This window comes from Sporolactobacillus sp. KGMB 08714, from assembly GCF_036598985.1.
GTDB lineage: Bacteria > Bacillota > Bacilli > Bacillales > Sporolactobacillaceae > Sporolactobacillus.
On the sequence record NZ_JAUUBW010000036.1, the window covers coordinates 1 to 25,857 of the forward strand.

Annotated in this window: 21 protein-coding genes; 16 read left to right on the forward strand and 5 right to left on the reverse strand. The window is 47.7% G+C overall.

The features are described 5' to 3' along the window. Nucleotides 1-180 precede the first annotated feature (180 nt). Entirely contained in the window at nucleotides 181-438 is a 258-nt protein-coding gene (locus tag Q6A92_RS15105) for a helix-turn-helix transcriptional regulator (RefSeq protein ID WP_274400948.1), read from the reverse strand. A gap of 1,240 nt (nucleotides 439-1,678) precedes the next feature. On the opposite strand from Q6A92_RS15105, the gene Q6A92_RS15110 reads away from it, so the two are divergent. Continuing rightward, nucleotides 1,679-2,098 carry an ImmA/IrrE family metallo-endopeptidase gene (locus tag Q6A92_RS15110; RefSeq protein ID WP_274400945.1) on the forward strand — a complete coding sequence of 140 codons (420 nt, stop codon included), beginning with the start codon at nucleotides 1,679-1,681 and terminating at the stop codon, nucleotides 2,096-2,098. A gap of 215 nt (nucleotides 2,099-2,313) precedes the next feature. Beyond that, the gene (locus Q6A92_RS15115) at nucleotides 2,314-2,838 is read left to right on the forward strand and encodes a DoxX family protein (RefSeq protein WP_274400944.1); all 525 of its coding nucleotides are present in this window, start codon (nucleotides 2,314-2,316) and stop codon (nucleotides 2,836-2,838) included. A 438-nt stretch (nucleotides 2,839-3,276) separates the two neighbouring features. Here Q6A92_RS15115 and Q6A92_RS15120 read toward each other — a convergent pair whose 3' ends face one another. Then, nucleotides 3,277-3,648 carry a winged helix-turn-helix transcriptional regulator gene (locus tag Q6A92_RS15120; protein WP_274400942.1) on the reverse strand — a complete coding sequence of 124 codons (372 nt, stop codon included), beginning with the start codon at nucleotides 3,646-3,648 and terminating at the stop codon, nucleotides 3,277-3,279. A 140-nt stretch (nucleotides 3,649-3,788) separates the two neighbouring features. Here Q6A92_RS15120 and Q6A92_RS15125 point away from each other — a divergent pair, with 140 nt between their 5' ends. Both Q6A92_RS15125 and Q6A92_RS15130 read left to right on the forward strand, forming a co-directional pair. Continuing rightward, the gene (locus Q6A92_RS15125; RefSeq protein ID WP_332238605.1) at nucleotides 3,789-4,853 is read left to right on the forward strand and encodes an LLM class flavin-dependent oxidoreductase; all 1,065 of its coding nucleotides are present in this window, start codon (nucleotides 3,789-3,791) and stop codon (nucleotides 4,851-4,853) included. Between the two features lie 4 nt (nucleotides 4,854-4,857). After that, entirely contained in the window at nucleotides 4,858-5,424 is a 567-nt protein-coding gene (locus Q6A92_RS15130) for an NADPH-dependent FMN reductase (protein WP_332238606.1), read from the forward strand. Nucleotides 5,425-5,886: 462 nt separating this feature from the next. On the opposite strand, the gene Q6A92_RS15135 is transcribed toward Q6A92_RS15130, so the two are convergent. Further along, entirely contained in the window at nucleotides 5,887-6,867 is a 981-nt protein-coding gene (locus Q6A92_RS15135; RefSeq protein WP_332238607.1) for a C-terminal binding protein, read from the reverse strand. A 393-nt stretch (nucleotides 6,868-7,260) separates the two neighbouring features. On the opposite strand from Q6A92_RS15135, the gene Q6A92_RS15140 reads away from it, so the two are divergent. The 7 genes from Q6A92_RS15140 (at nucleotide 7,261) to Q6A92_RS15170 (ending at nucleotide 14,378) form a co-directional block, all read left to right on the forward strand. Continuing rightward, nucleotides 7,261-7,683, forward strand: a complete 423-nt coding sequence (locus tag Q6A92_RS15140; protein WP_332238608.1) for an Rrf2 family transcriptional regulator — start codon at nucleotides 7,261-7,263, stop codon at nucleotides 7,681-7,683. Nucleotides 7,684-7,770: 87 nt separating this feature from the next. Next, nucleotides 7,771-8,643 (forward strand): SDR family oxidoreductase, encoded by an 873-nt coding sequence (locus tag Q6A92_RS15145; RefSeq protein ID WP_332238609.1) that lies wholly within the window; start codon nucleotides 7,771-7,773, stop codon nucleotides 8,641-8,643. Between the two features lie 619 nt (nucleotides 8,644-9,262). Next, nucleotides 9,263-9,391: a hypothetical protein gene (locus Q6A92_RS15150; RefSeq protein WP_332238610.1), complete on the forward strand. Its 129-nt coding sequence runs from the start codon at nucleotides 9,263-9,265 to the stop codon at nucleotides 9,389-9,391. After that, the gene (locus Q6A92_RS15155; RefSeq protein WP_332238611.1) at nucleotides 9,366-9,578 is read left to right on the forward strand and encodes a hypothetical protein; all 213 of its coding nucleotides are present in this window, start codon (nucleotides 9,366-9,368) and stop codon (nucleotides 9,576-9,578) included. The genes Q6A92_RS15150 and Q6A92_RS15155 overlap by 26 nt, the downstream gene beginning before the upstream one ends. A 552-nt stretch (nucleotides 9,579-10,130) precedes the next feature. After that, nucleotides 10,131-10,841: a transaldolase gene (locus tag Q6A92_RS15160; RefSeq protein ID WP_332238612.1), complete on the forward strand. Its 711-nt coding sequence runs from the start codon at nucleotides 10,131-10,133 to the stop codon at nucleotides 10,839-10,841. A 136-nt stretch (nucleotides 10,842-10,977) separates the two neighbouring features. Next, a complete protein-coding gene (gene tkt, locus Q6A92_RS15165; protein ID WP_332238613.1) occupies nucleotides 10,978-12,975 on the forward strand; it encodes a transketolase in 1,998 nt (665 codons plus the stop codon). Nucleotides 12,976-13,358: 383 nt separating this feature from the next. Then, nucleotides 13,359-14,378, forward strand: a complete 1,020-nt coding sequence (locus tag Q6A92_RS15170; RefSeq protein ID WP_274400921.1) for an aldose 1-epimerase — start codon at nucleotides 13,359-13,361, stop codon at nucleotides 14,376-14,378. A gap of 229 nt (nucleotides 14,379-14,607) precedes the next feature. Here Q6A92_RS15170 and Q6A92_RS15175 read toward each other — a convergent pair whose 3' ends face one another. After that, complete coding sequence (locus tag Q6A92_RS15175) at nucleotides 14,608-15,774, reverse strand: ROK family protein (RefSeq protein ID WP_274400920.1); 1,167 nt, start codon at nucleotides 15,772-15,774, stop codon at nucleotides 14,608-14,610. Between the two features lie 347 nt (nucleotides 15,775-16,121). Between Q6A92_RS15175 and xylA the strand changes: the two genes are divergently transcribed. The 4 genes from xylA (at nucleotide 16,122) to Q6A92_RS15195 (ending at nucleotide 22,640) form a co-directional block, all read left to right on the forward strand. Next, a complete protein-coding gene (gene xylA, locus Q6A92_RS15180; protein ID WP_332238614.1) occupies nucleotides 16,122-17,450 on the forward strand; it encodes a xylose isomerase in 1,329 nt (442 codons plus the stop codon). 198 nt (nucleotides 17,451-17,648) lie between these two features. Beyond that, nucleotides 17,649-19,163 (forward strand): xylulokinase, encoded by a 1,515-nt coding sequence (gene xylB, locus Q6A92_RS15185; RefSeq protein WP_274400916.1) that lies wholly within the window; start codon nucleotides 17,649-17,651, stop codon nucleotides 19,161-19,163. A gap of 61 nt (nucleotides 19,164-19,224) precedes the next feature. Beyond that, nucleotides 19,225-20,571, forward strand: coding sequence for a sugar porter family MFS transporter (locus tag Q6A92_RS15190; RefSeq protein WP_332238615.1), 1,347 nt, complete (start codon nucleotides 19,225-19,227; stop codon nucleotides 20,569-20,571). A 737-nt stretch (nucleotides 20,572-21,308) separates the two neighbouring features. Further along, entirely contained in the window at nucleotides 21,309-22,640 is a 1,332-nt protein-coding gene (locus Q6A92_RS15195; protein ID WP_332238618.1) for a replication-associated recombination protein A, read from the forward strand. A gap of 350 nt (nucleotides 22,641-22,990) precedes the next feature. On the opposite strand, the gene Q6A92_RS20340 is transcribed toward Q6A92_RS15195, so the two are convergent. Continuing rightward, complete coding sequence (locus Q6A92_RS20340; protein WP_274400957.1) at nucleotides 22,991-23,038, reverse strand: YjcZ family sporulation protein; 48 nt, start codon at nucleotides 23,036-23,038, stop codon at nucleotides 22,991-22,993. 1,790 nt (nucleotides 23,039-24,828) lie between these two features. On the opposite strand from Q6A92_RS20340, the gene miaA reads away from it, so the two are divergent. Next, entirely contained in the window at nucleotides 24,829-25,773 is a 945-nt protein-coding gene (gene miaA, locus Q6A92_RS15200; RefSeq protein ID WP_332238616.1) for a tRNA (adenosine(37)-N6)-dimethylallyltransferase MiaA, read from the forward strand. Nucleotides 25,774-25,857 lie beyond the last annotated feature (84 nt).

A 25,857-nucleotide genomic window follows, 5' to 3' on the forward strand; every position in this document is an offset into this window, starting at 1 on the left:
GCCCGGCCGTCGGTCAGCACGACGCCGGCGACGTCGGTGAAGTCCGTGTCTTCGATCCGGACCTTCTCCCGCGTGGTCGAAAAATAGTGTTCTGCTTCGGGATCATACGCAATTTTAAGATGTTCCATTTACCGATTAAACCCCCATACTATAAAAGCCTTTTTGTAACCGCTTGCATTTTCAGCAACTTTTGTTATTGACGCTTGCTCTCTTTGACTGATTCATTTTCTGCGACTCTTTAATCTTGATGTTTAAAAAGAGCTCGTTAACATCGCACTCAAGCAGTGAAGATAATCGAAACGCTGTCGATAAACTGGGATTGGAGACCCCGTTCTCCCAATTACTAATCGTAGATTTTTCACAGGATATAAGCCGCGACAGCTCTTCCTGCGTCCATCCCTTCCGCCTCCTCGCTCTGATTAATTTATCATTTCTCATAAACCCACCTCCTTTATATCCAAGTATCTTGTATCTACAGTTCTAGTATATATCCAATAAACTTGTATAACAATTAAATAAATATGATATTTTTGGATATTATGTGAAATAATCAACCGATCGCAGCAGAACGATCGGCTCCATCCTGAATATAAATAATATCCATTTGCGAACATTATTTATTGGAATACAGATGTTTTCGGCTGCGGCCTATTTATTACTCTTCAGGTTATGCAAGAGGCAGTTGACTGACATGACAATCCGGCGGGGATTTCAGGGATATTTCCGGAAGAATTTCTTTAAAAATAGTCATGATTTGATGAAACAGATTTTATCTTTCCGGGGGAGTCTATTGTTTCGAATATTTTTAACTGACGGCTAGAGGGCACCTTTTCTAATTGGTAGAGTCATGTCGCGACAATCACGATACCAAAAAGTGGGGTGTCTTTTGCGTTGTCAAGAAACTTGGTTAATTGATTTAAGAATTAAAAAACATGTTATATGACACGCGGCCATTTTCACTTTGCAAGAGTTTGGTAAGAAAATATTAACTATTAATGAGTGATGTTATTGGCTCATTATAAGTTATCGTTTCTATGACTGTGCAGCAAAAAGGGGGTGATTGAAAAGTTTATCCTGAAGATGGCGGCGGTTGCATCAGCCTTTTATGGTCTGAAGATATTTTTGGCTTGAGCTGCGAGACATGCTGAACGCTTTAGTTATGGAGACAAATTCATTGTGTATGGCTTGTGCGGATGATTCAGATGTTTCCATGTTTTTCCCCAGGGCATGTCGGGACTGCCGCCCATTTTCCAAGAGCCGGCCGATGTCGGACCATTCGGGATACGAGGTATTGTGTGAACGATGCCATTCGGCTGACAACAGGGTAAAAAGGCCGCATTTATTTTTGCCGGTTATTGATTCGGCTCCAAATCGTTTGCTCAAATCGGCACGGTTCATTGCCGGTATGGATTGTGGAAGGTTGTACGCTTTCGTTGTATAAAAACGTGCGGCTGCCATTAGGAGGAGCGCAATCATTGTGCTCTCTCATGACACATCTGCCTGCCGAAAAGATGTTATTGAAACACGGGAAACATGTTTTTTTTTTGCGTAACCATCCGATTATATGCAAACGTGCATTCGTGAATCTGCTTAGTATAACTAATCTGTATTCGCTATTAAAGAAAGCTGTGAGTCAAAGGGTATATTCATTAAATATTAAAAACAGGGATCAATGATTATGACTGACTATGTCGACCGTACAGTAGAACAACTGATAAAAAGATTTCACACCAATGATCCGTTCTATATTGCTCGAAGGCTCAATATTTATGTACATCTTGCCAGTATGGATGCCAGCATAGGCGGATTTTACAGATATTTAAAGAGGAATAAGTTCATCATAATCAATAACAAACTTCAATCGTCAATGAGAGTCTTTGTAACAGCTCATGAACTGGGACATGCAGTTCTGCATCCTAAAACAAGTACCTATTTTTTGAAAAATTACACTTCCTGCTCGGCTAGCGAAATTGAAGACGATGCTAATGAATTCGCGACTAAATTATTAATAAACCCTAATAAAAATAATACGGAAATGACCAGGGAGAAATTATTAGAAAAATACGGAATTCCTTCTGAAATGAAGAGATTTATTTAAATAAGAATTTCCATATATTTACTGACAATGGTTGTAAATTATGTTAATTTGGATGATTGCTGAATTTTTCCAACGTCTGAAGAACCGCGTCCCCGCTCAGAAAAGAGTCATATTGTTGTAATAAAGATAACCAGTTGCTTTTAATTTATATGCTATACTTTGGATAGGGAAACGGTTACAAAGATTCAGGCGTTTCCCAACAAGGAGGAATTGTTATGGTACATTGGTTACGCAACAGCAAAACGGCTTCTTTCATTCTTTTAGTCCTGCGGGTATGGCTCGGATGGCAATGGATGGTAGACGGATTTAAAAAATTAACCGGACCGGAACCTTTCGATGCATCGGGCTTCATGAAGGGTGCTATCGCCCATCCTGTTGCCGGACCGGCCGGCAATGTGCTCTACGGCCCGTATAATGCCTTTCTTCAGCATATTGCCTTGCCGGGCTCGGGTTTCTTCAGCTTTTTAGTAAAATGGGGCGAATTTCTCGTCGGCCTCGGACTCATTCTCGGTACGCTGACTACTGCCGCTGCATTCTTTGCTCTGCTAATGAACTTTATGTACTTATTTGCCGGAACCGTATCAACGAATCCTCTTGATGTCCTGATTGGCGTCCTGATTCTGTTTGCCGGATTTAACGCCGGCAAATGGGGCGGGGATTACTGGGTTGTTCCGTGGATACGCCGGACTGTCCGCGGGTGGTTCGGAAAATCGAAGGGCGGAACTGAGCTTAAATCCTGAGCTTGTGTCAGAGCTGTATTAAGACAGCGCCCAAAGCGGAAAACCAAAAACAGGCTTCCTCGGTGAAGGGGGCCTGTTTGTTTAATAGTATAAAAATATAAAGCTTTTAGGACAAGCGGCCGGCCGTAAGCGCCGCGTCCGGAGGCCTGTTCAATATGAGGCGGCCCTGTCTCCTGTAACGAGGGCTTTGTTCGCACCGGCTGCCTGGGCGCAGGGTTAAGTTTTTCTAATGAATGTTTTCAGGCCGTTTTTAAAAACCGACGCATGCGGCTGTCTCCCGGCATTTAGAGAAACGGCCGATCCGGCCGTTTGAAATGGCGTTATCATCATTTTTCCGGCCATCCGGCCGATTTATCGCAGTGATCCGGAAGAATCCGTGTATCTGCGCGCCGATCGGCCGTCTTATTTTCTCAACCGGCCAGTCGATGGTTGGCGGCATCAGACTGTTTTTCTGCCCGAATCCAGATGGTTAATGTCTTTATCTTTTTGCTGCTTATGCAAAATGTGTTTCACGCCCCATTCATGCATCGCTTCTAATATCGGCTGCAAGGTCCTTCCATACTGGGTCACGGAATATTCTACTCTTGGCGGTACCTGCGGGTAGATGACACGCTTGACAATATCCTCTTCTTCCAGTTCCCGCAGCTGTTTGGTCAGCATTTTCTGGGTAATGCCCGGTATATTTCGCTTAAGTTCACTGAATCTCTGCGTGCCGTCCCGTAATAAATACAGTAAGATAATAGGTTTCCATTTGCCCACCAGAATATTTAAAGCATTTTCCACACGGCATAGGTCGGGTTCGATCTTCATTTTTGATGCCTCCAATAGTATCCTTTTGTATACTATACCACTTTTAAGTACGTACTTACATTAAACGCTGTCGTCTTCTATAATAACATTTAGTTGCGAAACGGCAACAACAAGTATCAAAAAAAGAAGGCCGATAAAAAATGGAAAAATATCGCATCGATCCGGATAAAGGACTTGAATTCGGTATTTATACACTCGGCGATCATTTGCCGGACCCTGTGACAGGAGAACGGATTTCTGCAGAGCAGCGCATTCGTGAAATCATTGACTATGCTAAACTGGCAGACGAAGCGGGCATTGATTTTTTCAGCGTCGGAGAAAGCCATCAGGAGTACTTTGCCACCCAGGCGCACGCCGTCGTGCTTGCGGCCATTGCCGAGGCAACGAAAAACATACGGATCGGCAGTTCCTCCACAATTATCAGCACGTCGGATCCGGTGCGCGTTTATGAAAACTTTGCGACGATTGACTTAATATCCGGAGGCCGGGCGGAGATTATTGCCGGCCGCGCATCAAGAACGGGACTCTTTGATTTATTGGGATACGATCTGCGCGATTATGAAGAATTATTCGAAGAAAAATTTGATCTGCTCTTAAAAATTAATAAAGAAGATGAGGTGGATTGGAGCGGCAAATTCCGTGCGCCTTTACACCATGCCAAGGTGCTTCCCCGGCCGCAAAACGGTTCGATGCCGATATGGAGAGCTGTCGGCGGCGCGCCCGCCAGTGCCGTTAAAGCAGGCTATGCCGGCGTTCCGATGTTTATGGCTCATTTAGGCGGACCCGCGTCCATTTTTAAACGCACGATTGATGCTTATCGCGAAGCGGCACAAATGAACGGTTTTGATCCGGCACAGCTTCCTGTCGCCACAGCCGGTTTTTTCTATGCGGCCGAAAGCAGCCGCCAGGCGCTTCGTGAACTGTACCCCCGCATTAACGAAGGGATGAGACGGACGAACGGGCAAGGATTTTCCAAGCAGCTTTTTGCACAAGGTGCAGATCCTCATAATATCATGAATGTCGGGACCCCGCAGCAAATCATTGAAAAGATTCTCTATCAGTATGAAGTATTCGGCCATCAGCGTTACATTGCTCAGATCGATTTCGGCGGCATGCCGTTTGACAAAGTGATGAAAAACGTAGAAGTGATCGGTACAGAAATTCTGCCGGCGATCAGAAAATATACGAAAAAAAATAGAAGGTGAAATAATGAAGATTGTCGGATTGTCCGGTTCAAAAATCGGCAATAAAACAAGAACGGCTATGGACTGTGCACTGAAGGTACTAAAAGAAAACTATCCGGATGTCGACGCATCCTTGATCGACCTCGCTGAATACGAGGTCCAGTTCAGCGACGGCCGCAATTATCTGGAATATGAGGGTGATACGCGATATGTTGCACAGAGCCTGATGGAAGCAGATGCTCTGATAATCGGAACCCCCGTTTTTCAAGCCTCTATACCTGCCACGTTGAAAAACGTCTTCGATCTGCTTCCTGTCAACGCTTTTCGTGAAAAAGTGGCTGCCATGATTGTAACCGCCGGTTCGCCGAAACACTATCTTGTCGCGGAACAGCAGCTAAAGCCCATCCTAGCTTATATGAAGGCGCAAATTGTTCAGACCTATGTATTCATTGAAGAAAAGGATTTTTACCGGAAAGAGATTAAAAATGATGACATCTTATATCGGATAAACCGGCTGGCAGAGGATACCGTCTTATTGACAAAAACTTATGGAAGGCTTCGCAAAGAACGAGAAAAACAATATGGATTTTAAAGGCTCCGGAAAGCGGATTCCGGACAAACTGCGATGATCATGAAAGCTGCAGCATTCCCGGTCTGTCGGCGATACCCGGCAGTTTCGCACACGGCCGCCGTTTTTGCCGATAAAATTCATTCCATACTATTAGAAAGCCCGAAAACCCGGATGATTAAGGCTTTCGAGCTTTCTTTTTTGGCCGGCTCTGAACGATTGGCGCCTTTTTAAACAAGAATAGCAAAACCGGATCGTTTTTCAGCTATTAAACTTTGAGTCGCAAGATTTCGGGATGATTGGAAAAACGAAAATTTTTAGTACCTCTCATTGGATCGATACGAAATACCGGGGAATAGCAGTTCGACAGACTTTCCGGAGATATTGCCCACCCGTACAGACCGAATCGATTTGCCCTTCTGCCGCCGGTTAAAGGACAGCCGTTTTTTCCGCTGTAATCGATCCTTCATCGGCTCCGGCAGTCGTTCAATTGACTTTCACCTGATGATTCACGAGATTTGCCGGCCGCAGGTTTTTACTGAGGCGCTGAACAAGCTGCTCCAGGGCAATCCTGCGGGCGGCATAATAAGAATCTTCCGAGATGAAGGCAGCGTGCGGGGTGATCACGGTATTTTCCAATCCGAACAGAGCGCTCTGTTCAGTCGTCTCATCTTCAATCACATCTACAGCCGCCGCCTGAATCTCGCCTGCTTTCAGAGCGCGGACGAGGGCGGCCTCATCGACGACTCGTCCGCGGGCGCTATTGATTAAAAAAGCACTTTTTTTCATCATTTTTAACTCGCGGTCCGAGATCAGATGTACGGTCGATTCGATCAGCGGGCAATGCAGCGACAGAATATCCGAACGGCGCAGTAATTCGTCGAAACTTTCCGCTTTTTCCGCTCCGTATCCTGCCAGAAAGCGGGCGGATTTCGTCGGCGCATAAACGAGTACTTTGAGGTTCAATGCTTTAAGCAGCGGCATCATCATTTTCGGAATGCTTCCGAAAAAATAAAGACCGATTGTCCGGCCGCTCAGCCGATGCGTCCGATAGCCGTACAGCGGATCCCAGCCGCCCGATCGGACGGTGCGGTCAAGCAGCGTAATTTTGCGTGCCAGGTCGATGATCAGGCCGACGGTATGCAGGGCCACTTCTTCCGAACAGAAACCCGGGCAATTGGTGACACAAATTCCATGCTCCGTTGCCGCCTGCAAATCGATGTTGTCTACGCCGATTGCCTGCAGTGAAATGATTTTCAGCCGCGGAAGCCGCCCAATGATTTCACGGCTGATTGGCTGATATTCGACGACCAGTCCATCGGCATCCCGGGCGGCTTCAATCATATTGTTCGTCGTCTTCTCCGCTTCTACCAGATCAATATCCGCAACGCCCCATTTTCTGAGCAGCGCATTCTCGAAATCGAGATGACCGTCAATGTGATAATATAAAACTTTCTTTTTTGCCACGGCATCGGCCTCATTTCCTTAATTTTACACCTGTGTCATCCGATCGGCCGGCTGTTCTTGAACAGCCGGCCCTTCATTGATTTCCGCCCGAGTGGCGTTCAGCGGTGCCGCCCAACCCCAGATGTCATCTCGGTCGCTTTTGCAAGAGCCGGACTTAAATAAGGCTGATAATCCGTAAAATTTCGTGATCCCTGCGCTTTGCCGAATAAGCGAACGTTCCGTGTTATAGGTATATACGCGAAACCGGGCGAAATAATACAGCAAAAAATCGGCCTGCACAGAGGCAGTTCCGATTCGGGATGCCCGGAAAATCGTTTGCAAGTCAGGCTCCGTAATTAATGTTTGACATCGTTCACTATTGTAACTATAATTGTTACAACAGTGGTGATCCAATTGAAACAAATTAGTACACGTTTTTCTATAGCCGTGCATATTCTTTCCCTGATTGCCGTGAGCTCGAACGATTACGAATGCACCGGCGATTTTATCGCAGACAGCGTGAATACAAATCCTGTTATTATCCGGAGAATCATGAGCAATTTAAAGAAGGCAGGATTTGTGCGTGTCCGTCCGGGAGCGGGCGGCGCTTCCCTGCTGAAAGATCCCGGAGAGATTACACTCTTCGATATTTACCGGGCTGTGGACGTCACCGAAGAACACCATCTGTTTCGTATACACGAAAACTGCAATATTCATTGCCCGGTGGGGCGGAACATTGAGCGGGTGCTTCAGGCGGAGCTGAACGACGCGCAATCGGCGATGGAACATAGACTGGCACAAACAACGCTGGAGCAGTTGGTTCAAAATTTTAAATAAAACTCTTTTTTAAAAGAGTTTTTATTTATACATTTGTTGTAACTATACTTGTTATAACAAAAAATAAAATAAACGGAGGACAGGTCAATGAAACGATTAGTGACTGGGGCAACAGGAAAATTGGGTGGCAAAATTGTTGCCTCATTATTGAAAAAAGTAGCGGCCGATCAGCTGGCGGTCAGTGTCCGCCATCCTGAAAAGGCGGAAGAACTGCGGGCCGCCGGAGTTGAAGTACGCCAGGGAGATTTTGATCGGCCGGAAACGCTGGATTCTGCATTTGCAGGCATTGACAGATTGCTGATTGTTTCCACGGACGGTGACAATGAGACGAGAATAAAGCAGCATAAAAATGCGGTAGCCGCGGCGAAGCGTGCCGGGGTTAAATTTATTGCCTATACAAGTATCGTAAACGCGCAAAAAAGCAAAAACATCTTCGCTCCGACCCATCAAGCAACGGAAGAGTCAATTGTAAAGGCAGGCATTCCTTATTCTTTTCTGCGCAATAATTGGTATCTGGAAAACGAGATTTCCAATATTCAGGGCGTTCTGGCAGGAGCTCCCTGGATCACATCGGCAAAAGACGGCAAAGTGGGCTGGGCATTGAAGCAGGATTACGCAGAAGCAGCCGCCGCAGTGCTGTCCGGCGACGGGCACGAAAATACCGTCTATGAGCTTTCCGGGCAGTTATTAACACAGGAAGAACTGGCGGCTGCTGTCGGCGAGGTGCTGGGGAAAAAAGTATCTGTTCAGCAGGTTGACGACGCGACATATGCTGATGCGGTCAAAAAAGCCGGAGTACCCGATTTTCTGATTCCTATGCTGGTCGGCATTCAAAAGAGCATTCGCGAAAAGACGCTGGAAGTCGAGAGCGATGATTTTGAAAAAGTGCTGGGCCGTCCTGCTACACCGATCAAGGCAGCATTGACACAAATCATAAAGGAAATTTCCGAAAGCAAATAAATAATAAGGGTTATCCTCTCAACTCATGTATCAAGCCGGGCCGCGGTGCGAAAACGCCGGCGATTCTTCTGAAAAGCGATTACTCGGCACGGGCAGCAGCCTATTCTTTTGAATGTTCCTGCGGACGGCGGTTTATTCCGCTGAAAAAGAGGGCTATCCTGTACGAACAGGGGTTACTGAGCGGTAAAAACGTCTGATTTTTTCTTCAGTCCGCTGCAGAGTTCTGTGAATTGTGGCGAAAATCGCCGGGAAACGATGGATATCAGCAGTAAATCACTGCTTATCATCAGTAAAGTGCATAATATCGACAATAACGTGCTTAATATCAACATTATCGGCCAAAAAATTGACAGTAAATGGACTGGAATCAATAAGCGCGAATAATCAGAACAGTAAGATCGTTCCTGATTGATGACGCAGCCGCGTCCGAAGCTTTATCAACGGATATGCCCGTTTTATCGGTCGATAATCCGCCTCAGGGCGATGGTATCGACCGCTCCTGGCAGTTTATCGGTCGTTAGGCGGAGTTTATCGATCGCCGCGCCCGTTTTATCGATCATCGCCGGCAGTTTATCGGTCTCGGGCGATGGTATCGACCATTCCGGGGAGTTTATCGGTCTTGGCTGAGAGTTTATCGGTCGCCGCGCCCGTTTTATCGATCATCGCCGGCAGTTTATCGGTCTCGGGCAATGGTATCGACCATTCCGGGGAGTTTATCGGTCATGGCAGTGAGTTTATCGGTCGTTAGGCAGAGTTTATCGATCGCCGCACCCGTTTTATCGGTCGCCGCCGGCAGTTTATCGGTCTCGGGCGATGGTATCGACCATTCCGGGGAGTTTATCGGTCTTCAGCAGGTACACCCGGTTCATCAACCGCGACAGGCGTTTTATCGATTGCGGAAACGTTCTCCGATTGACGGTCTCGGGAAAGGTTGATCGTCATCTGACGGCACAGCAGGAAAATGAGCAATTACTCATATAAATGATAACATTCATAAAACCGGTTTCTGAACGATCAGAGGCCGGTTTTAATTTTGCTTCTAAACTTAATTCGGTTTCAAATGTTTTCCAAGATATTTAAAATCCTTATGAAACTTGCGAATCTCTTCTTAAGGGTGTACCGGGAACGAATAACTTTTCAACAATTGTGAGGCACTTGCTCATTTACATTGAATTTCATTGATTTTAAAGAGGAGATCTGATAGATTAAAACCGTAGACTTAATTTGATGGGTAAACAAAGATGGAGGCTGGGTGCAACATTTTATTAATTTTTGTTGTTAGGGAAACAGAGGACAGGAGAGTCAAGCAAAGTTGCTTGAAAGAAAGACTGTCCGATGCTTTTGTAAAGGGAGATGAAAACGGATTCTGCTGTCTGAAATGTTTTATCGGGCAATAGCGGTTTAGAATCGACCTTTGCTGTGTGGATTGTTAAAGGAAGAGGATGTGAAAGTACAGCCAATAAGAAAAGGCATGGGAGGAAAATCAGATGAGTGACTTAAAAGTGAAAATATATGCGGACGGGGCGGTACTGGATGATATGATCTCGGCCTACAAATCGGGGATCGTGGTCGGATTTACAACCAATCCTTCCTTGATGAAGAAGGCGGGAATTCAGGATTACAATCAGTTTGCCAAAACAGTGCTCAAGGCAATACCGGATCTGCCGATTTCATTTGAAGTGTTTGCCGATGATTTCGAAACAATGGAAAAAGAAGCGAAGAAGATCAGCAGTTTCGGCAAAAATGTTTTTGTCAAAATACCGATTACGAACTCAAGGGGAGAATCGTCTATTCCGTTAATTAAAAAGCTGTCGGCAGAGGGCCTTTCGTTAAATGTGACGGCGATTTTCACCGTGGACCAGGTCAGAAAGACGGTCGATGCGCTGACGGAGGGAACGGCGGCTATCGTTTCCGTCTTTGCCGGAAGAATCGCCGACTCCGGACGTGATCCACTCCCGTATATGCGCGAAGATGCGGCTATTTGTCATGAAAAAAAGGGTGCGGAACTGCTCTGGGCCAGCTCGCGCGAACTGTATAATGTCTATGAAGCCGATGAAGTGGGCGTTGACATCATTACCTGTACACCGGCGATTATCGAAAAGCTTCAGAAGGCCGGCAGATCGCTCGAAGAACTTTCGCTGAACACGGTCAGGACCTTTAATCAAGATATAAAATCGCTCGGCTATTCGATTTTATAATCGGCGGGCATCCATGCACAAACCGACGGCGGCCTTTTTCCATTTGAACGCCAGGCGATGGGCGCGGGGGAAGGGACCCATCCGCTAAAGTGATTGCTTCCTTAGTAGACGGCCTTTATCTGAAAGGATGATTAGAATGACAGAATCTATTGAACAGCTGGCGATCAACACGATCCGCACACTATCGATCGACGCCATTGAAAAGGCAAATTCCGGGCATCCCGGGCTGCCGATGGGTGCGGCTCCTATGGCCTACACGCTCTGGGTGAAAGTGATGCGGCACAATCCCCACGATCCGAAATGGTTTGACAGGGACCGCTTCGTTTTGTCGGCAGGGCACGGTTCCATGCTTCTATACAGCTTGCTGCACTTGTTTGGCTATGGACTGACCGTCGATGATTTGAAACAATTCAGGCAGTGGCAAAGCAAAACGCCGGGCCATCCGGAATATGGACACACGCTCGGCGTTGAAGCGACGACGGGCCCCCTCGGACAGGGGATTGCCATGGCCGTGGGCATGGCAATGGCCGAGGCGCATCTTTCCGCTGTTTATAACCGTCCAGGTTACGATGTCGTTCATCACCGGACATTCGCACTTTGCGGCGACGGCGATCTGATGGAAGGGGTGTCGTCCGAAGCGGCTTCTCTGGCCGGACATCTGAAATTAGGGCGTTTGATCGTGCTCTACGATTCGAACAATATATCGCTTGACGGAAATTTGAACATGTCTTTCTCTGAAAATGTCCGAAAGAGGTTTGAAGCCTACGGCTGGCAGACATCGCTCGTTGAAGACGGCAACGATACGGATAGCATGAAACAGGCGCTCGATGAAGCTGAAAGTGATGAAACTCGTCCGACATTGATTGAGGTTAAGACCGTGATCGGCTATGGCGCTCCGACGAAGGGCGGAACGAATCAGGTACACGGCAGTCCGTTAGGCAAGGAGGAAGCCCTCGGCGCCAAGAAATCTTACGGCTGGTCGTATGAACCGTTCACTGTTCCGCAAGAAGTTAAAGCCCATTTTCAATCGCTGGTCCTTGAAAAAGAGAAAGAGGAAAAACGATGGAAAAGCTTATTTTCGGATTACCAAAAGGCTTATCCTAAGCTCGCCGATCGCCTTCAGCAGGTTATTGCCGGTGAACTGGACCCGGATTACGCCGGGCGGCTGCCGCAGTATGAGGAAGGAAAGAAACTGGCGACACGGCAAAGCTCCGGCGAGGTCATTAATGCTCTTGCGGAAACGGTGCCGCAGCTGTTCGGCGGAGCGGCCGATCTGTCCTCATCAACCAAGACGACGATGAAAAAAGAGAAAAATTTTACATCCGACAGTTATGACGGCAGGAACATCTGGTTCGGTGTCCGTGAATTTGCGATGGCGGCTGCCGTCAACGGCATGGCGCTGCACGGCGGTGTGATTCCGTTCGGATCCACGTTCTTCACCTTTTCGGATTACGCCAAGCCGGCACTGCGGCTTGCCGCTCTGATGAACATTCCTTCGATTTTTGTCTTTACTCATGACAGTATTGCAGTCGGAGAAGACGGACCGACGCATGAGCCGATTGAACAATTGGCCGGTTTGCGGGCGATTCCGGGGCTGTGCGTGCTCCGTCCTGCTGATGGCAATGAGACTAGAGAAGCTTGGAAACTGGCCGTTGAGAGTGCCGATCATCCAACGGCTCTTGTTCTGACCCGCCAGGCACTGGAAACGACGGCGGGCGAAGCAGCGGGCGCTGCAGCAGGCGTCAGGCGGGGCGGATACGTTGCGGCGGATGGCGGATCGGATCCGGCCGGTATCCTGATCGCAACCGGATCGGAAGTTCCGCTCGCTGTCAAGGCCCGCGAGCTTTTGAAACAGGAAGGCGTGCATGTCCGGGTCGTCAGCCTGCCTTCATGGGATCTGTTCAACCAGCAACCGAAGGCTTACCGGAATGAAATACTCCCGCCTGATCTGACGAAACGGGTCGGCATTGAAATGGGTGCTTCGCTCGGCTGGCGGCAGTTTGTCGGCGATGAGGGCGTCCTTGTCACTGTGGATCGTTTCGGCGCTTCTGCTCCCGGTGATCGCGTCGTATCCGAATACGGCTTCACCCCGGAGCATATTGCCCAAACGATGAAAGATCTGCTAAAAAAATAAAAGATTAAAGAAAATTTTTCAAAATTAAATGAAAACCATCTTGGACAGGGCCGCGGGAAGCGCCCTTGTCTCCAAAATGAATTGAAAGCGGTTTATTTATATTTAAGAAAATGATGCTTCTGTTTGCTTATCATTCATTGATCTGCGCCCGCTTCAGAGCCCGCAAGCAGGTGATGGAAAAATTCGGCGCCGCTTCAGGCTCAGAGATTGTCGCCTTGAACGTAAGCATTGTTTTTCGCCAGACGCTCGACAAATGCTATTCTTCGCATGAGCCACAAAGGGGATACTCATATAAAAAAAACATTCATTGCCAAGGCAGGACGGGCAATCGCACCGCTTTTTCGGATTTTATAAATAAATAACATGATAGGGGGAGGAGTACGATGCAAGATAAAATCAATACGGCTGAGGGATCTGTTGAACAGACAGGCTACAACGGCCTGCCGGCGCTTAAGCTGCAAAAAGGTACGCTGGAGGCCATACTCTTGCCAAGGAATGGGGGACAGCTGATCGCTTTTCGCGACCGAGTCAAAAACTTTCACTTTCTGCGTGAACCCCTAAAAAACAACATGGAGGATTACAGGGCCAATCCCTTTCTCTACGGAGTTCCCGTTCTCTTTCCCCCGAACCGTTATGAAGACGGCCGGTTTACGATCAATGGAAAAACCTATCGGTTTCCGCTCAATGAACCGGAAACTCACAATCATTTACACGGTTTTCTTTACAGCGCACCCTGGGAAGTAACCGGTTCGGATTCCGGAAGGGAGTCGTGCTCCGTCCGGATCAGCTATCGCCTGGACGAACGGTCTGCGAATTTCCGCTATTTCCCCCATCATGCCGTCTTTTCGCTGCGCTATACGCTGACAGAGTCGGGACTTGCTCAGGAAGTGACGGTGGAGAACAACGGCAGCGAACCGATGCCGGTCATGCTCGGATTTCATACGACGCTTTGCGCTCCTTTTGCAGAAGAAAGCACTCGGGAAGACTGTCAATTTCATCTGACGATCGGGGAGCGGTTTGAATTGGATGAGCGTTCTCTGCCGACCGGAAATAAATTACCATTGACGGATGTGGAAAAAGCGATAAAGAAGGGCATAGGATCTCCCTATGCGGTTCGGATGGACAATCATTATACCGCTGCACCTCAGAATGGCAGAAATCAGGCAACGATTACGGATCGCAAAGCGCATGTCCGCTTCATTTATGATGCGGGGACAGATTATAAATTCTGGATGCTTTACAACAATGATGCGAAAAGCGGCTTTGTCTGCCCGGAACCGCAGACATCAATGGTGAATGCTCCGAATGTTCATCTGTCCGGCCAATCGAACGGTCTTTTTATGCTTGATCCCGGCGAACATTGGTCCGGACATTCCCGATTTTACTATGAACCGATTGGATAAACGCCGACAAAAACGTTTGTAGAAAAGAGCGGGGAAATCGAAGGCTGTATAAAAATAGAGTGTTCTACTATTCATGAAGGTTTCAACGTATTGAGAAAAAAAGATGAAGCGGACTGCCCGATCCCGGCGGCAGTCCGCTTTTTTTCCTTTCTTGTTCTAAGGCTTTTCAGCAAAGTCATGGTTTCGATTCCGGAGGACATGAATTATTTTAAAGCGTGCTTCCTCCTGATCAGAGAGAGGTCTCCCTGTTTTCAAAAAATTCCTCGATGGCAAAGGAGGCCCCGCCGATCGCCGTCGCTTCCCGGCCCAGTTCAGACACGGTGATCCTGCAACGGCTCTCAACATGTTTAAAAGCACGCTCTGCAACCGTTTTTTTGACGGTACTCATCACCAGGGGACTGCTTTCCACTAAATTTCCATTTAGGATCACCAGTTCAGGGTCAAAGATATTGATGATGTTGGTCACACCCAGTCCAAGATAATAGGCGATCTGATCCAGACAGTTCAAAGCGTTGACGTCATTGTTCCGGATAAGGTCGAGAGCTTCGCGGATATCATTTAGTGTTCTCCCTTTAAGCCGCGACAGTTGGCGGAGAAATGTTCGTTCGGAGACATATAATTCCCAGCAGCCTCTGTTTCCGCAATGGCATTTTTTACCGGCCAGATCAATCGTCATGTGCCCCAGCTCTCCTGAAAAGCCATGAGTGCCGTTATACATTTCCCCGTTGAGAATCAGCCCGACCCCGAGGCCGATCCCGAGGCTGACAAACACGCCGTTCTGACAGTCTCTGAGTGTCCCGAACAATTTTTCGCCGTATGCGCCGGCATTCGCTTCGTTAGTCAGCAAAATAGGAAAGTTAAAATCTTTTTGCAGGAAGCTTCTGAGGTCGACGTGATCCCATTTGGAATTAGGGGTGAACAGGATTTTTTGCTCTTCATCGACGAAGCCTTGTATCCCGATGCCGATGCCGATAATTCCGTAGGGGGATTCAGGAGCATGGTGCATCACATAATGGAGCCGATCTGTTAAAAGCGGGCCAACCGCCGCAAATGAAGGGTCCGCAAGTGTGACGAAATCTTCGAAAACGATGTTTCCACTCAAATTCGTCAGCACCGTGCGAATATAATTGACCCCCAGGTCGACTCCGATCGCATATCCGGCATCCTTATTAAAAACAAGGAGGACAGGACGCCTTCCCCCGCTCGATTGTCCCTGACCGATTTCAAAGACGAGCTTGCTTTCAATTAGTGCGGCTACCTGAGACGAAACCGTTGCCTTGTTTAGATGGGTGAGTTCGGACAGCTTGGCACGGGAAATCGGCGATCGCTTGATAATCTCGCTTAACAGGATATTCTGATTATGCTTTTTTACAAAAGCCTGATCTGCAGTAGTCATTTTATCATCTCTTTGTTTACATAGTTAATAAACTTATGATGTTTTCTTAGACATCGGCATTTTTTAAACCGAAAAAACAATATTATTATTGTAAATGATTTTGCCGAATAAATAAAATGCTTTTTTACATGAAAGGGGTTGCACAAAATGAACCGACCTGCTATATTATAACTGCGAGTTAGTTTATTGAGTCAATAAACTAACTTAGGCAAAGATGATTATTTTTGGCCGGCACCAGATGTATTGGCTTACAGATCATCCCGATCGTTTACTGGTACTGATAAGTGTCCGCCCGACCTTTTCAGAGCTTTGCCGTGTTCAATCATTTAATTTAGGAGGGGCTTACCATGGCGTATTTTCCGGAAATTAAAAAAATCGAGTTTGTCGGGAAACAAAAAAAGAGTGGATTGGGCTTTAACTATTATAACCCTGATGAGACAGTTGCAGGAAAGCCGATGAAAGATCAGCTGCGTTTTTCGGTGGCGTACTGGCACACCTTTGTTCAGGAAGGCGTCGATCCGTTCGGCGTCGGGACAGCCATTCGTCCCTGGCAGAAATTTAAAGGAATGGATCTGGCTAAGGCACGTGCGGAGGCGGCCTTTGAATTTTTCGAAAAGCTGGGCAACCCGTTCTTCTGCTTCCATGACCGGGACGTAGCTCCGGAAGGCGATACGCTTCGTGAAACGAATAAGAATCTGGATGTCATTGTTTCGCTCTTTAAAGATTATATGAAACAAACCGGTGTCAAACTGCTCTGGAACACGGCGAACATGTTCACCAATCCCCGTTTTGTTCACGGCGTCGCTTCTTCATGCAATGCGAACGTCTTCGCTTATGCGGCGGCACAGGTCAAAAAGGGACTGGAAATTGCCAAAGAACTGGGCGCCGAGAACTATGTATTCTGGGGCGGGCGCGAAGGTTATGAATCGCTGCTGAATACGGATTACAAGCTGGAGCAGGACAATATGGGACGCTTCTTCCACATGGTTGTCGATTATGCAAAGAAAATCGGTTTCAAAGGACAGCTGCTGCTTGAACCGAAGCCGAAGGAACCGATGACCCATCAATATGATTTTGATGCGGCGACGGCCATCAATTTTCTGAGGACGTATGATCTGGACAAGGACTTTAAACTGAATCTGGAAGCCAATCACGCAATGCTCGCCGGCCATACGTATGAACATGAAATTCGTGTGGCACGGACGGCCGGTCTGCTCGGTTCACTGGATGCGAACCAGGGCAACGGTCTGCTCGGCTGGGATATCGATGAATTCCCGACAGATCTCTACACAACGACGCTTGCGATGTATGAAGTGCTGAAGAACGGCGGCCCTCATAAGGGCGGATTGAACTTCGATGCTAAAGTCAGACGTTCTTCCTTTGAACCGGATGATCTCTTCTATTCACACATCGTCGGAATGGATAGTTTCGCCCTCGGTCTGAAAGCTGCCAGCCGTCTGATTGAAGACCATGTCTTTGACGACTTCATCGACAAACGCTACAGCAGCTACAAAGAAGGAATCGGCGCAGATATTGTTTCCGGCAAAGCGGATTTTGAATCCCTTGAGAAATATATCATCGACAAACCTGAATCTGAAATCGGCGGCAAGAACAGATCCGGACGTCTTGAACTTCTTAAAGATACGCTGAATCATTATATCGGCCTGGAGGCTTGATAGCCGTTTAGAATCAGTTAAGTCATTGGCAGACAAGGAACGAGAAACTTGACAACGTGCCGTTTAGTGAAACAGATGACAGCAGCGCCGCGCTTTCCGTTCCTTGTTTTTTAATATTTTCCGGCACAAAAAGACGATTAATGTAAGCGCTTGATTCATGGAGCTGTTTATATATCCGATTGTAAAGGGGTAAGCATGATGAAATATGTAATTGGCGTTGACCTGGGAACCAGCTCGGTCAAAGTGCTTCTTGTCGACCAAACCGGGCGTGTTGCCGCAGAAGCAACAAAAAGCTATCCGCTGATACAGAAGGCTCCGGGCTGCAATGAGCAGGATCCTGAAGAATGGTTTGACAAAACCAAGCAGGCACTCCGTCAGCTGGTTAATGGGTCGGGTATCGATTCTAACGACATCGAAGGGCTGAGTTTTTCGGGGCAGATGCACGGGCTTGTCCTGCTGGACAGCAATCACAGGATTGTCAGGCCGGCCATTCTCTGGAATGATACCCGGACGACTGAGCAATGCTGTGAAATCCGGGAGATACTCGGCGATAAGCTGCTCAGCATTACTAAAAATCAGGCGCTGGAAGGGTTTACGCTGCCGAAGATTCTTTGGGTGAAGGAACATGAGCCCGAAAATTTTAAAAAGAGTGAAATGTTTCTTTTGCCGAAGGATTATGTCCGCTATCGGATGACGGGAGAGCTGAACTGCGAATATTCCGATGCAGCCGGTACGATCCTGCTGGATGTGGTCGCGAAAAAATGGAGCACGGAAATCTGCAAAGCGTTCAGCCTGCCTGAGACCCTCTGTCCGCCTCTCGTCGAATCGACAGCTTTTACCGGCCGCCTGCTTCCTCAGGTAGCTGCAGCTACCGGGCTTTCCGAAACGACCCGAGTATTCGCGGGAGGAGCCGACAACGCCTGCGGTGCGGTCGGTGCAGGCGTTCTGACGGAAGGGAAAGCCCTGTGCAGTATCGGTACATCCGGTGTTTTTCTTTCCTATGAAAAAGATAAACATAAAGATTTTGCGGGACGCGTGCATTTTTTTAATCATGCACAAAAAGATGCTTATTATACCATGGGCGTTACGCTTGCCGCGGGTTACAGCCTGAACTGGTTTAAAAACGTTTTTGCGCCGGATGAAAGTTTCGATGCACTGGTAGAAGAAGCGGGGAGATCTTCGATTGGTGCGAACGGGCTGCTTTTTACACCGTACATTGTCGGAGAGCGGACGCCTTATGTGGATGCCAGGATCCGCGGCACCTTCACCGGCATTGACAGCGGCCATAACCGCGGAGACTTTGCACGGGCAGTCATGGAAGGGATTACATTTTCGATCAATGATACAGTCACGATTTTTAGAAAGAATCAAAAAAAGGTCGACACGATTGTATCCATAGGCGGTGGGGCCAAGAGCGAGCTCTGGCTGCAAATGCAGGCAGATATTTTTAATGCGACGGTCGTCAGCCTGACCAATGAACAGGGACCGGGGATGGGGGCGGCCATGCTGGCAGCCGTCGGACTCGGGTGGTTTACGACACCGGAGCAATGTGCTGACAAGTTTCTTAACATTGGAGAAACCTATCGTCCGATTAAAGAAAATGTTTTGAAATATCGGGAACTGTATCGAATTTATGTACAAATTTATTCGCAGACCAAAGAAATCAGCCATCGCTTGTTTGCATTTAAAACTCAGACAGGTGCAGACAAATGATGCCATTCATAAATGGAAAGGTTCAACAAATAAATTAATTAACGATTCAGGAGTGAGACAGATGCACAAAATCAGTAATGGGCTCATTTACTTTTTTGGTGCTTTGGGCGGACTGCTCTTCGGGTACGATACCGGGGTTATTTCGGGAGCAATTCTGTTCATTGATAAAGAACTTAAATTAAACTCGCTTACAACCGGTATCGTTGTTAGTGCAATCCTATTCGGAGCAATGATCGGAGCGGCAGTCGGCGGGACATTGGCCGATAGATACGGACGGAGAAGAATAGTTCTGGCTGCAGCGGCAACATTCTGCGTGGGGGCTCTGGGATGCGCCGCTTCCTGGAATGTCGGCTCCCTGGTTATCTTCAGAATTATTTTGGGGACTGCGGTCGGCGGAGCTTCAACCTTAGTGCCGATGTATCTTTCCGAGCTGGCTCCTGCGAAGATCAGAGGCGCTCTGTCTACTTTGAACCAGCTTATGGTTATGAGCGGTATCCTTCTGGCATATATTATTGATTTTCTCTTTGCCAATGTAGCCGGAGACTGGCGCTGGATGCTGGGTTTCGCCTTTGTTCCCGGCGCCCTTTTGTTTCTCGGCATGCTGCTGGCACCGGAAAGTCCGAGATGGCTCGTCGAGAAAGGGTTTGAGAAAAGGGCTGCAGAGATCTTGAATCAGCTTCGGCACGGCATCGGCGTCGACGATGAGATCAGCGATATCAAACTGACAAATGATCAGCCTCACGGGGGATACAGGGATCTGTTCTCGGACTGGGCACGGCCGTCGCTGATCATCGGTATCGGACTGGCCGTTTTCCAGCAGATTATCGGATGTAACACCGTCCTTTATTATGCGCCGACCACTTTTACAAAAGTAGGCCTGGGTTCTTCAGCGGCCTTGCTCGGCACCATAGGCATCGGCATTGTAAACGTGCTGGTGACGGTACTGGCCGTATGGATGATGGACAGAGTGGGCAGACGAAAGCTGCTCCTGATCGGTAACGTCGGGATGTCTCTGAGCCTGTTTGTCATGGCCTTCGCCAGTGTCGGCGGCGGCACGGCTACCGCGATGATGACTGTGATCAGTCTTGCCGTCTACGTCATGTTCTTCTCGCTGACATGGGGACCGGTCATGTGGGTTCTTCTGGGCGAAATTTTCCCGCTGCGCATTCGGGGACTGGGAGTCGGCATCAGCGGTGTCGCCAACTGGTTTGCCAATCTGGTTGTATCACTGACTTTTCCAAGCCTATTTGCCAGCTTCGGTACGGCGCTGTTCGGTGCGTACGCTGTCATGGGCGTTATTGCCTTTATCTTTGTCTATCGTCTGGTTCCCGAAACGGCCGGCAGGAGTTTGGAACAGATCGAAGCTTCGCTGCGATCAAAGAGTCTTCAGGAAGCAAATAACGGCTGACATATTTTAAGGAACGAAGAGTCAAGATAAGAACAATCATGCACGTGCCATCGTGAGCTGCTGAAACCATCCGGTGCTTAATCTTTTTGGAAGGGCCTTAAACCCGTTTACAGTCTTTTAGCATTGAAGAGTGCTAGTCTTTAAGCTGTTTTATTACTTAACAGACTGACTTTTAAAAAAATCCTGCCTTTATCAAGAAAGCGGTTCGCGGCTCATCCGCAGCGGACCGCTTCTTTGTCATTAGAGACGAGTGGCGGAGGCCGTTTGCACTGTTTCGGTTTGTCTATCACCGTTGACATTTTATTTTCGACAGCTTTTGATCTCTGACGATACTTTAAAAGAGCGATTTCTGACGATCTTTGCCGAATCATAATATTGCCGGAGAAATAATCATTGTGTGGGAAAATATTTCAATGCCTGAAGCGGCAGACCGGAATGCCGATGAAACGTCCTCATTTTGTATCGAGATCAAAAAATTTGTTCTGCCCGGGACCGACTTTCCGCCGGAACGATGTTGATGGGTCTCGGGTATTCCCGCATCGGTTATAATAAAGTTATCGGATGAATGAATCGAAACCGGTCGGGCCGATCCATGATCCATGAGCCCTTAGGAAATTGATTCTAACGATACGGACAGAGAAACGGGCCGCTAAAAAAATGTCTTGCCGCAGTTGCTGATGCCTGGTCTGATTCTTTTAGAATTTCCGCCGAAATCACATAGATGGGAGGCCATCATCATCGAACAGGAATCGTTATTTGACAATCCGGCCTTTTCACGGCCGCTGGCTGAACGGGTCCGCCCGCAAAGTTTAGAAGAGTTTGTCGGGCAGCAAAAGTTATTGGGGGAAGGGAAGGTTCTTCGCAAACTGATCGATCAGGATGAAGTTCCGTCCATGATTTTCTGGGGCCCTCCGGGTGTCGGAAAGACGACGCTGGCCCGGATTATCGCCCGCAAGACTCAGGCAAATTTTATTAACTTTAGCGCGGTAACGAGCGGTATCAAGGATATTAAAAAAGTGATGAATGAAGCGGAGAAGAATCGGACGTTCGGATCCAAAACGATTTTGTTCGTCGATGAAATCCACCGATTCAATAAAGCACAGCAGGATGCCTTTTTACCGTTTGTCGAGAAGGGCAGTATTACGCTCATCGGGGCGACAACGGAGAACCCGTCTTTTGAAGTCAATGCCGCGCTGCTCTCCCGCTGTAAAGTCTTTGTTTTGCAGCCGTTGACGCAGGCGGATGTCCGCCGGCTCTTGCAAAATGCCTTGCATGATTCAAGAGGGTTCGGCGAGGAGAAGATCTCAATCCGCCCGCAGGCATTGGACATGATTTCCGGATTCGCCAACGGAGATGCCCGTGTAGCGCTTAACACACTGGAAATGGCCGTGATGAACGGAACGAGGGATCACGATCGTATTACGGTCGATCAGGAGACGCTTGAACAGATCACCTCTCAAAAATCGCTGTTGTATGATAAAAAAGGCGAGGAACATTACAATCTCATTTCCGCCCTCCATAAGTCGATGCGCAACAGCGATGTGGATGCGGCCTTGTACTGGCTCGCCCGCATGCTGGAAGCGGGCGAAAATCCGCTCTATGTCGCCAGGCGCTTAATCAGATTTGCCAGTGAAGACGTCGGAATGGCGGACAGCCGCGCCGTAGAAATAACCGTCGCGGTCTATCAGGCATGCCATTTCATCGGGATGCCGGAATGCAGTGTCCATCTGGCTCATGCCGTCACTTACCTGTCGCTTGCTCCTAAATCGAACGCGATTTATGCCGCCTATGAATCGGCGAAAGCCGATGCCAGGAACAGTATTGATGAACCCGTGCCTCTTGTCCTCCGCAATGCACCGACAAAGTTAATGAAGGAATTGCATTACGGAGCAGACTATCAGTATGCCCATGACAGTGAAGACAAACTGACCAATATGCAGACGATGCCGTCCAATCTGACAGGGCGCCGTTATTACTACCCGACCACTCAGGGATCCGAGGCAAAAGTCGGGCAGCGGTTAAAACAGATTCAGGACTGGCACCAAAAGCATGATGCGGACCGCGACTAACAGAATGAATGAAAAGTCGGATGCCTAAAGTTATGTCCTGGCTCATGCCGTGGTAAAGCCCAACTGAGTTGAAAGCCTCGTATTTATCCTATTTGCGAGACGATCGACAGGAAGGGTAAAGGAGTTGATCGTGGAAAATGCGTGACGCCATCCTGCTTAAATAGGAAAAGGAGCAAAAACATCGAACATTATTTTGCATCGAATTTGGCAGATTTGAATGCTTGGTTTAGGGACGGTTGGAAAGAAATTAAGAAAAGAAAAGGGTGAAAAGCAGACCGAAGGAGTATCCAGTGCCAGGATGCTCCTTGAAGGAGATCTGTATGGGTGCCTATGGATGTGGCGATTTGTTTTTAATAACGAAAAAAAGCTCCGACAATAATTAACAGAATGAACAGCACAACTATCAGAACAGAGTTGTGCCAAATCCGTAGCTGCCACTGTATTCACCATCATATCCCCAGAGAAGCACCCCCATCACGTGATAAGACACTGTATCAGCGGAAGGCAGTCATAAAGGGGACAAATGGTTGAATGATATAGCTGTTTTATCAGTGGGATGTGCATCGTTCAGGATCCGACAACAAACGGCCAAAGTGATTCTGCCAGGCAATGACATAGACTGAACTGAAAAAATGACATACGAAAAGCCCGTGTGCGGGGCGTACATAACTGATGGAATCATGGATTTTTCTCTATATGATAAGACAGTCTACTCTAAGGATGTATCGATTACATAATTTAAATTGAGGTGACATTAAAAAATTAAAAAGGGATGATAAAATTAAATGGAACATTTGATGTGCTATCAGGGACATCCAGTTGAAGTTTGCTGCCACGACGGAAGGTCTTACCAGGGAGTAATAGATGGCATGGATCCGCGGGGTGGAATAATTCTTCGAGATCGCTTCTTTAGACGGATATTCATTCCGATTTTCCTAATTGCTGCTATTTTTCTCCTAAGCAACAGGAGACGTATTTTTTAAAGAAGGATTGAGAGATTATACCGCCAACCTGTGGCGGACTTTCACCGCTTGGTTCTGTGCAGGTGCGCTAATAAAAGCCGGTCATTGACCGCTGGGCATAAAAAATATCCCCATGCATCGCATGAGGATGGAGAGGATCATTTATGATCTACCCGTCGCTGTGCTGATTGAAACAAAAAATTATCCCTGCAGCGAAGCGCAGGGATTTGGCTTAAGGAATAGAAGATGGGTTTGTGACAGTATGCGCATTATCAGCGGTTAGAATACTCTTTAATCCGTTCATTTATCCGGTCAGCCGCAATCGTTTTGTGACATTGAATCGGGTATACACGGCACCTGACATCAAACTTCATAGCTGAGCCCGTTCTTTTTTATCATTCAGATATGATGGTTGAATACAGCGTCCGTATTTTTCCTCATGTCTAAGGCAAGGCGATGGATGGTTTCGTCAATGTTCGCTATATAAAGATCCTTGAATTTCGTATTTGTGACGTTTATGATTTTCCTGCCGCCCCGCAGGACCAATTTTATCAGCGTAAGGAAGATGTACTCACGGATAATCTGCTTTTCTTCGTCGCAGTTGATTGTCCGTCAGCATACACTTCACGGATATTATACACGAACATATGATCTTTTAATGCTAGAAAGAAAAACGTATGTTCGATTAATATATGAAAAAAGTGCCTCTGCAAAGAGGCACTTTTCATGACCGCAAAATGACCGCACGCTTTTAAATTGTCAGAACTACATGAGAATATATATTCTCATTTTTGGGTTCATTTTTTTATCAATCATATCGCTGAGCGACACCGGTTAATTCATTGGGTTGGGCTATATCAAACATCCTGTATCCTTCCGGCCGCGGCATGGCTGCATCAATCGCTTCTTCTGAAAAACGATTATCATTTGCAGAGAAGCGCTAAACTCCGGAAACGTCCGCTATGCTTCAGTCTGCCGAATCATTCGACCGCGCCTGCCCCGGTCTGACAAAGCTATTCCGTTTACTGATCCCGTCATTTTGTCTATTTGCTTCTTCCTTTTGGGCTGGCTTGGGAATCTTATCTCCTTCAATAAGCCGTTTCGGCTGACAGGGACCGTTTTGAATTTTTCCGAGGGGTGCCGGCTGTTATAAGAATTTCCGGGCAGTTGTGGTATACTGGCATAATCGGGAGTCGGAAAAAAGATCAGTATCAGGGAGTTTATTTATGCGCGATAAATTGATTGCGATTGTCGGCCCGACAGGAGTCGGCAAAACAAAGTTAAGCATTATAGCAGCAAAGCATTTTGACGGCGAAGTGATTAATGGGGATGCTTCACAGGTATACCGCGGGCTGGATATCGGTACGGCCAAGATTACTGCACAGGAAGCGGAGGGCGTGCCCCATCATCTGATCGATATATGCGATCCTGAAGAAGCGTATACAGCAGCGGACTTTCAGGGCGATGCGCGCCGGGCTATCGCTGAAATCTCAAGCCGCGGCAAGCTTCCGATCTTAGTAGGGGGAACCGGTTTCTATGTGAAAGCGGCGCTGTTTGATTACCGTTTTTCGTCGGTCGGAGCCAATCCGGCGTATCGGAAGAAAATGGAGGCTTTCGCGGAGCAGGCTGGAAGAGAAGCGCTGCATGAACGGCTTCGGGCAGTCGATCCGGACGCAGCCGTACGGATTCATCCCCATAACGTGGTGCGCGTGATAAGGGCTCTGGAAGTCTATCATGAAACAGGACGGACTTTCAGCGGCCGGCAGCAGGCGGTTTCCGAAAATGCGCTTTTCGACGCGGTTTTAATCGGGCTGACCATGGAGCGTGATCGGCTTTATCGGCGGATTAATCAGCGTGTCGATCGAATGATTGAAAACGGCCTGCTTGATGAAGTGCGCGGCCTTTATGAACGGCGTGCACTTCGGGAATCCAGGGCTCTTCAGGCGATCGGCTATAAGGAATTTTTCCCGTACTTTGAGGGGCGTATTTCTTTAGATGAGGCGATTGCGCGGCTGAAACAGAATTCGCGCCGCTATGCGAAGCGGCAATTTACCTGGTTCAGGGGACAGATGAACAGCATTCACTGGTTTGAACTGGACGGCTCTGTTTCGGGTTATTCGAACGCGGCCGATCAGGTTCTCAGTTTTGCTGAAAAAGGGCTGAAAAAATAGAAACTGCCGGCGAAAACGATATAGACCCCCGAGCTAGAACTTCGCGAGTATTTAAAAAGTTATTTTTTTGTCATTTTATAAACG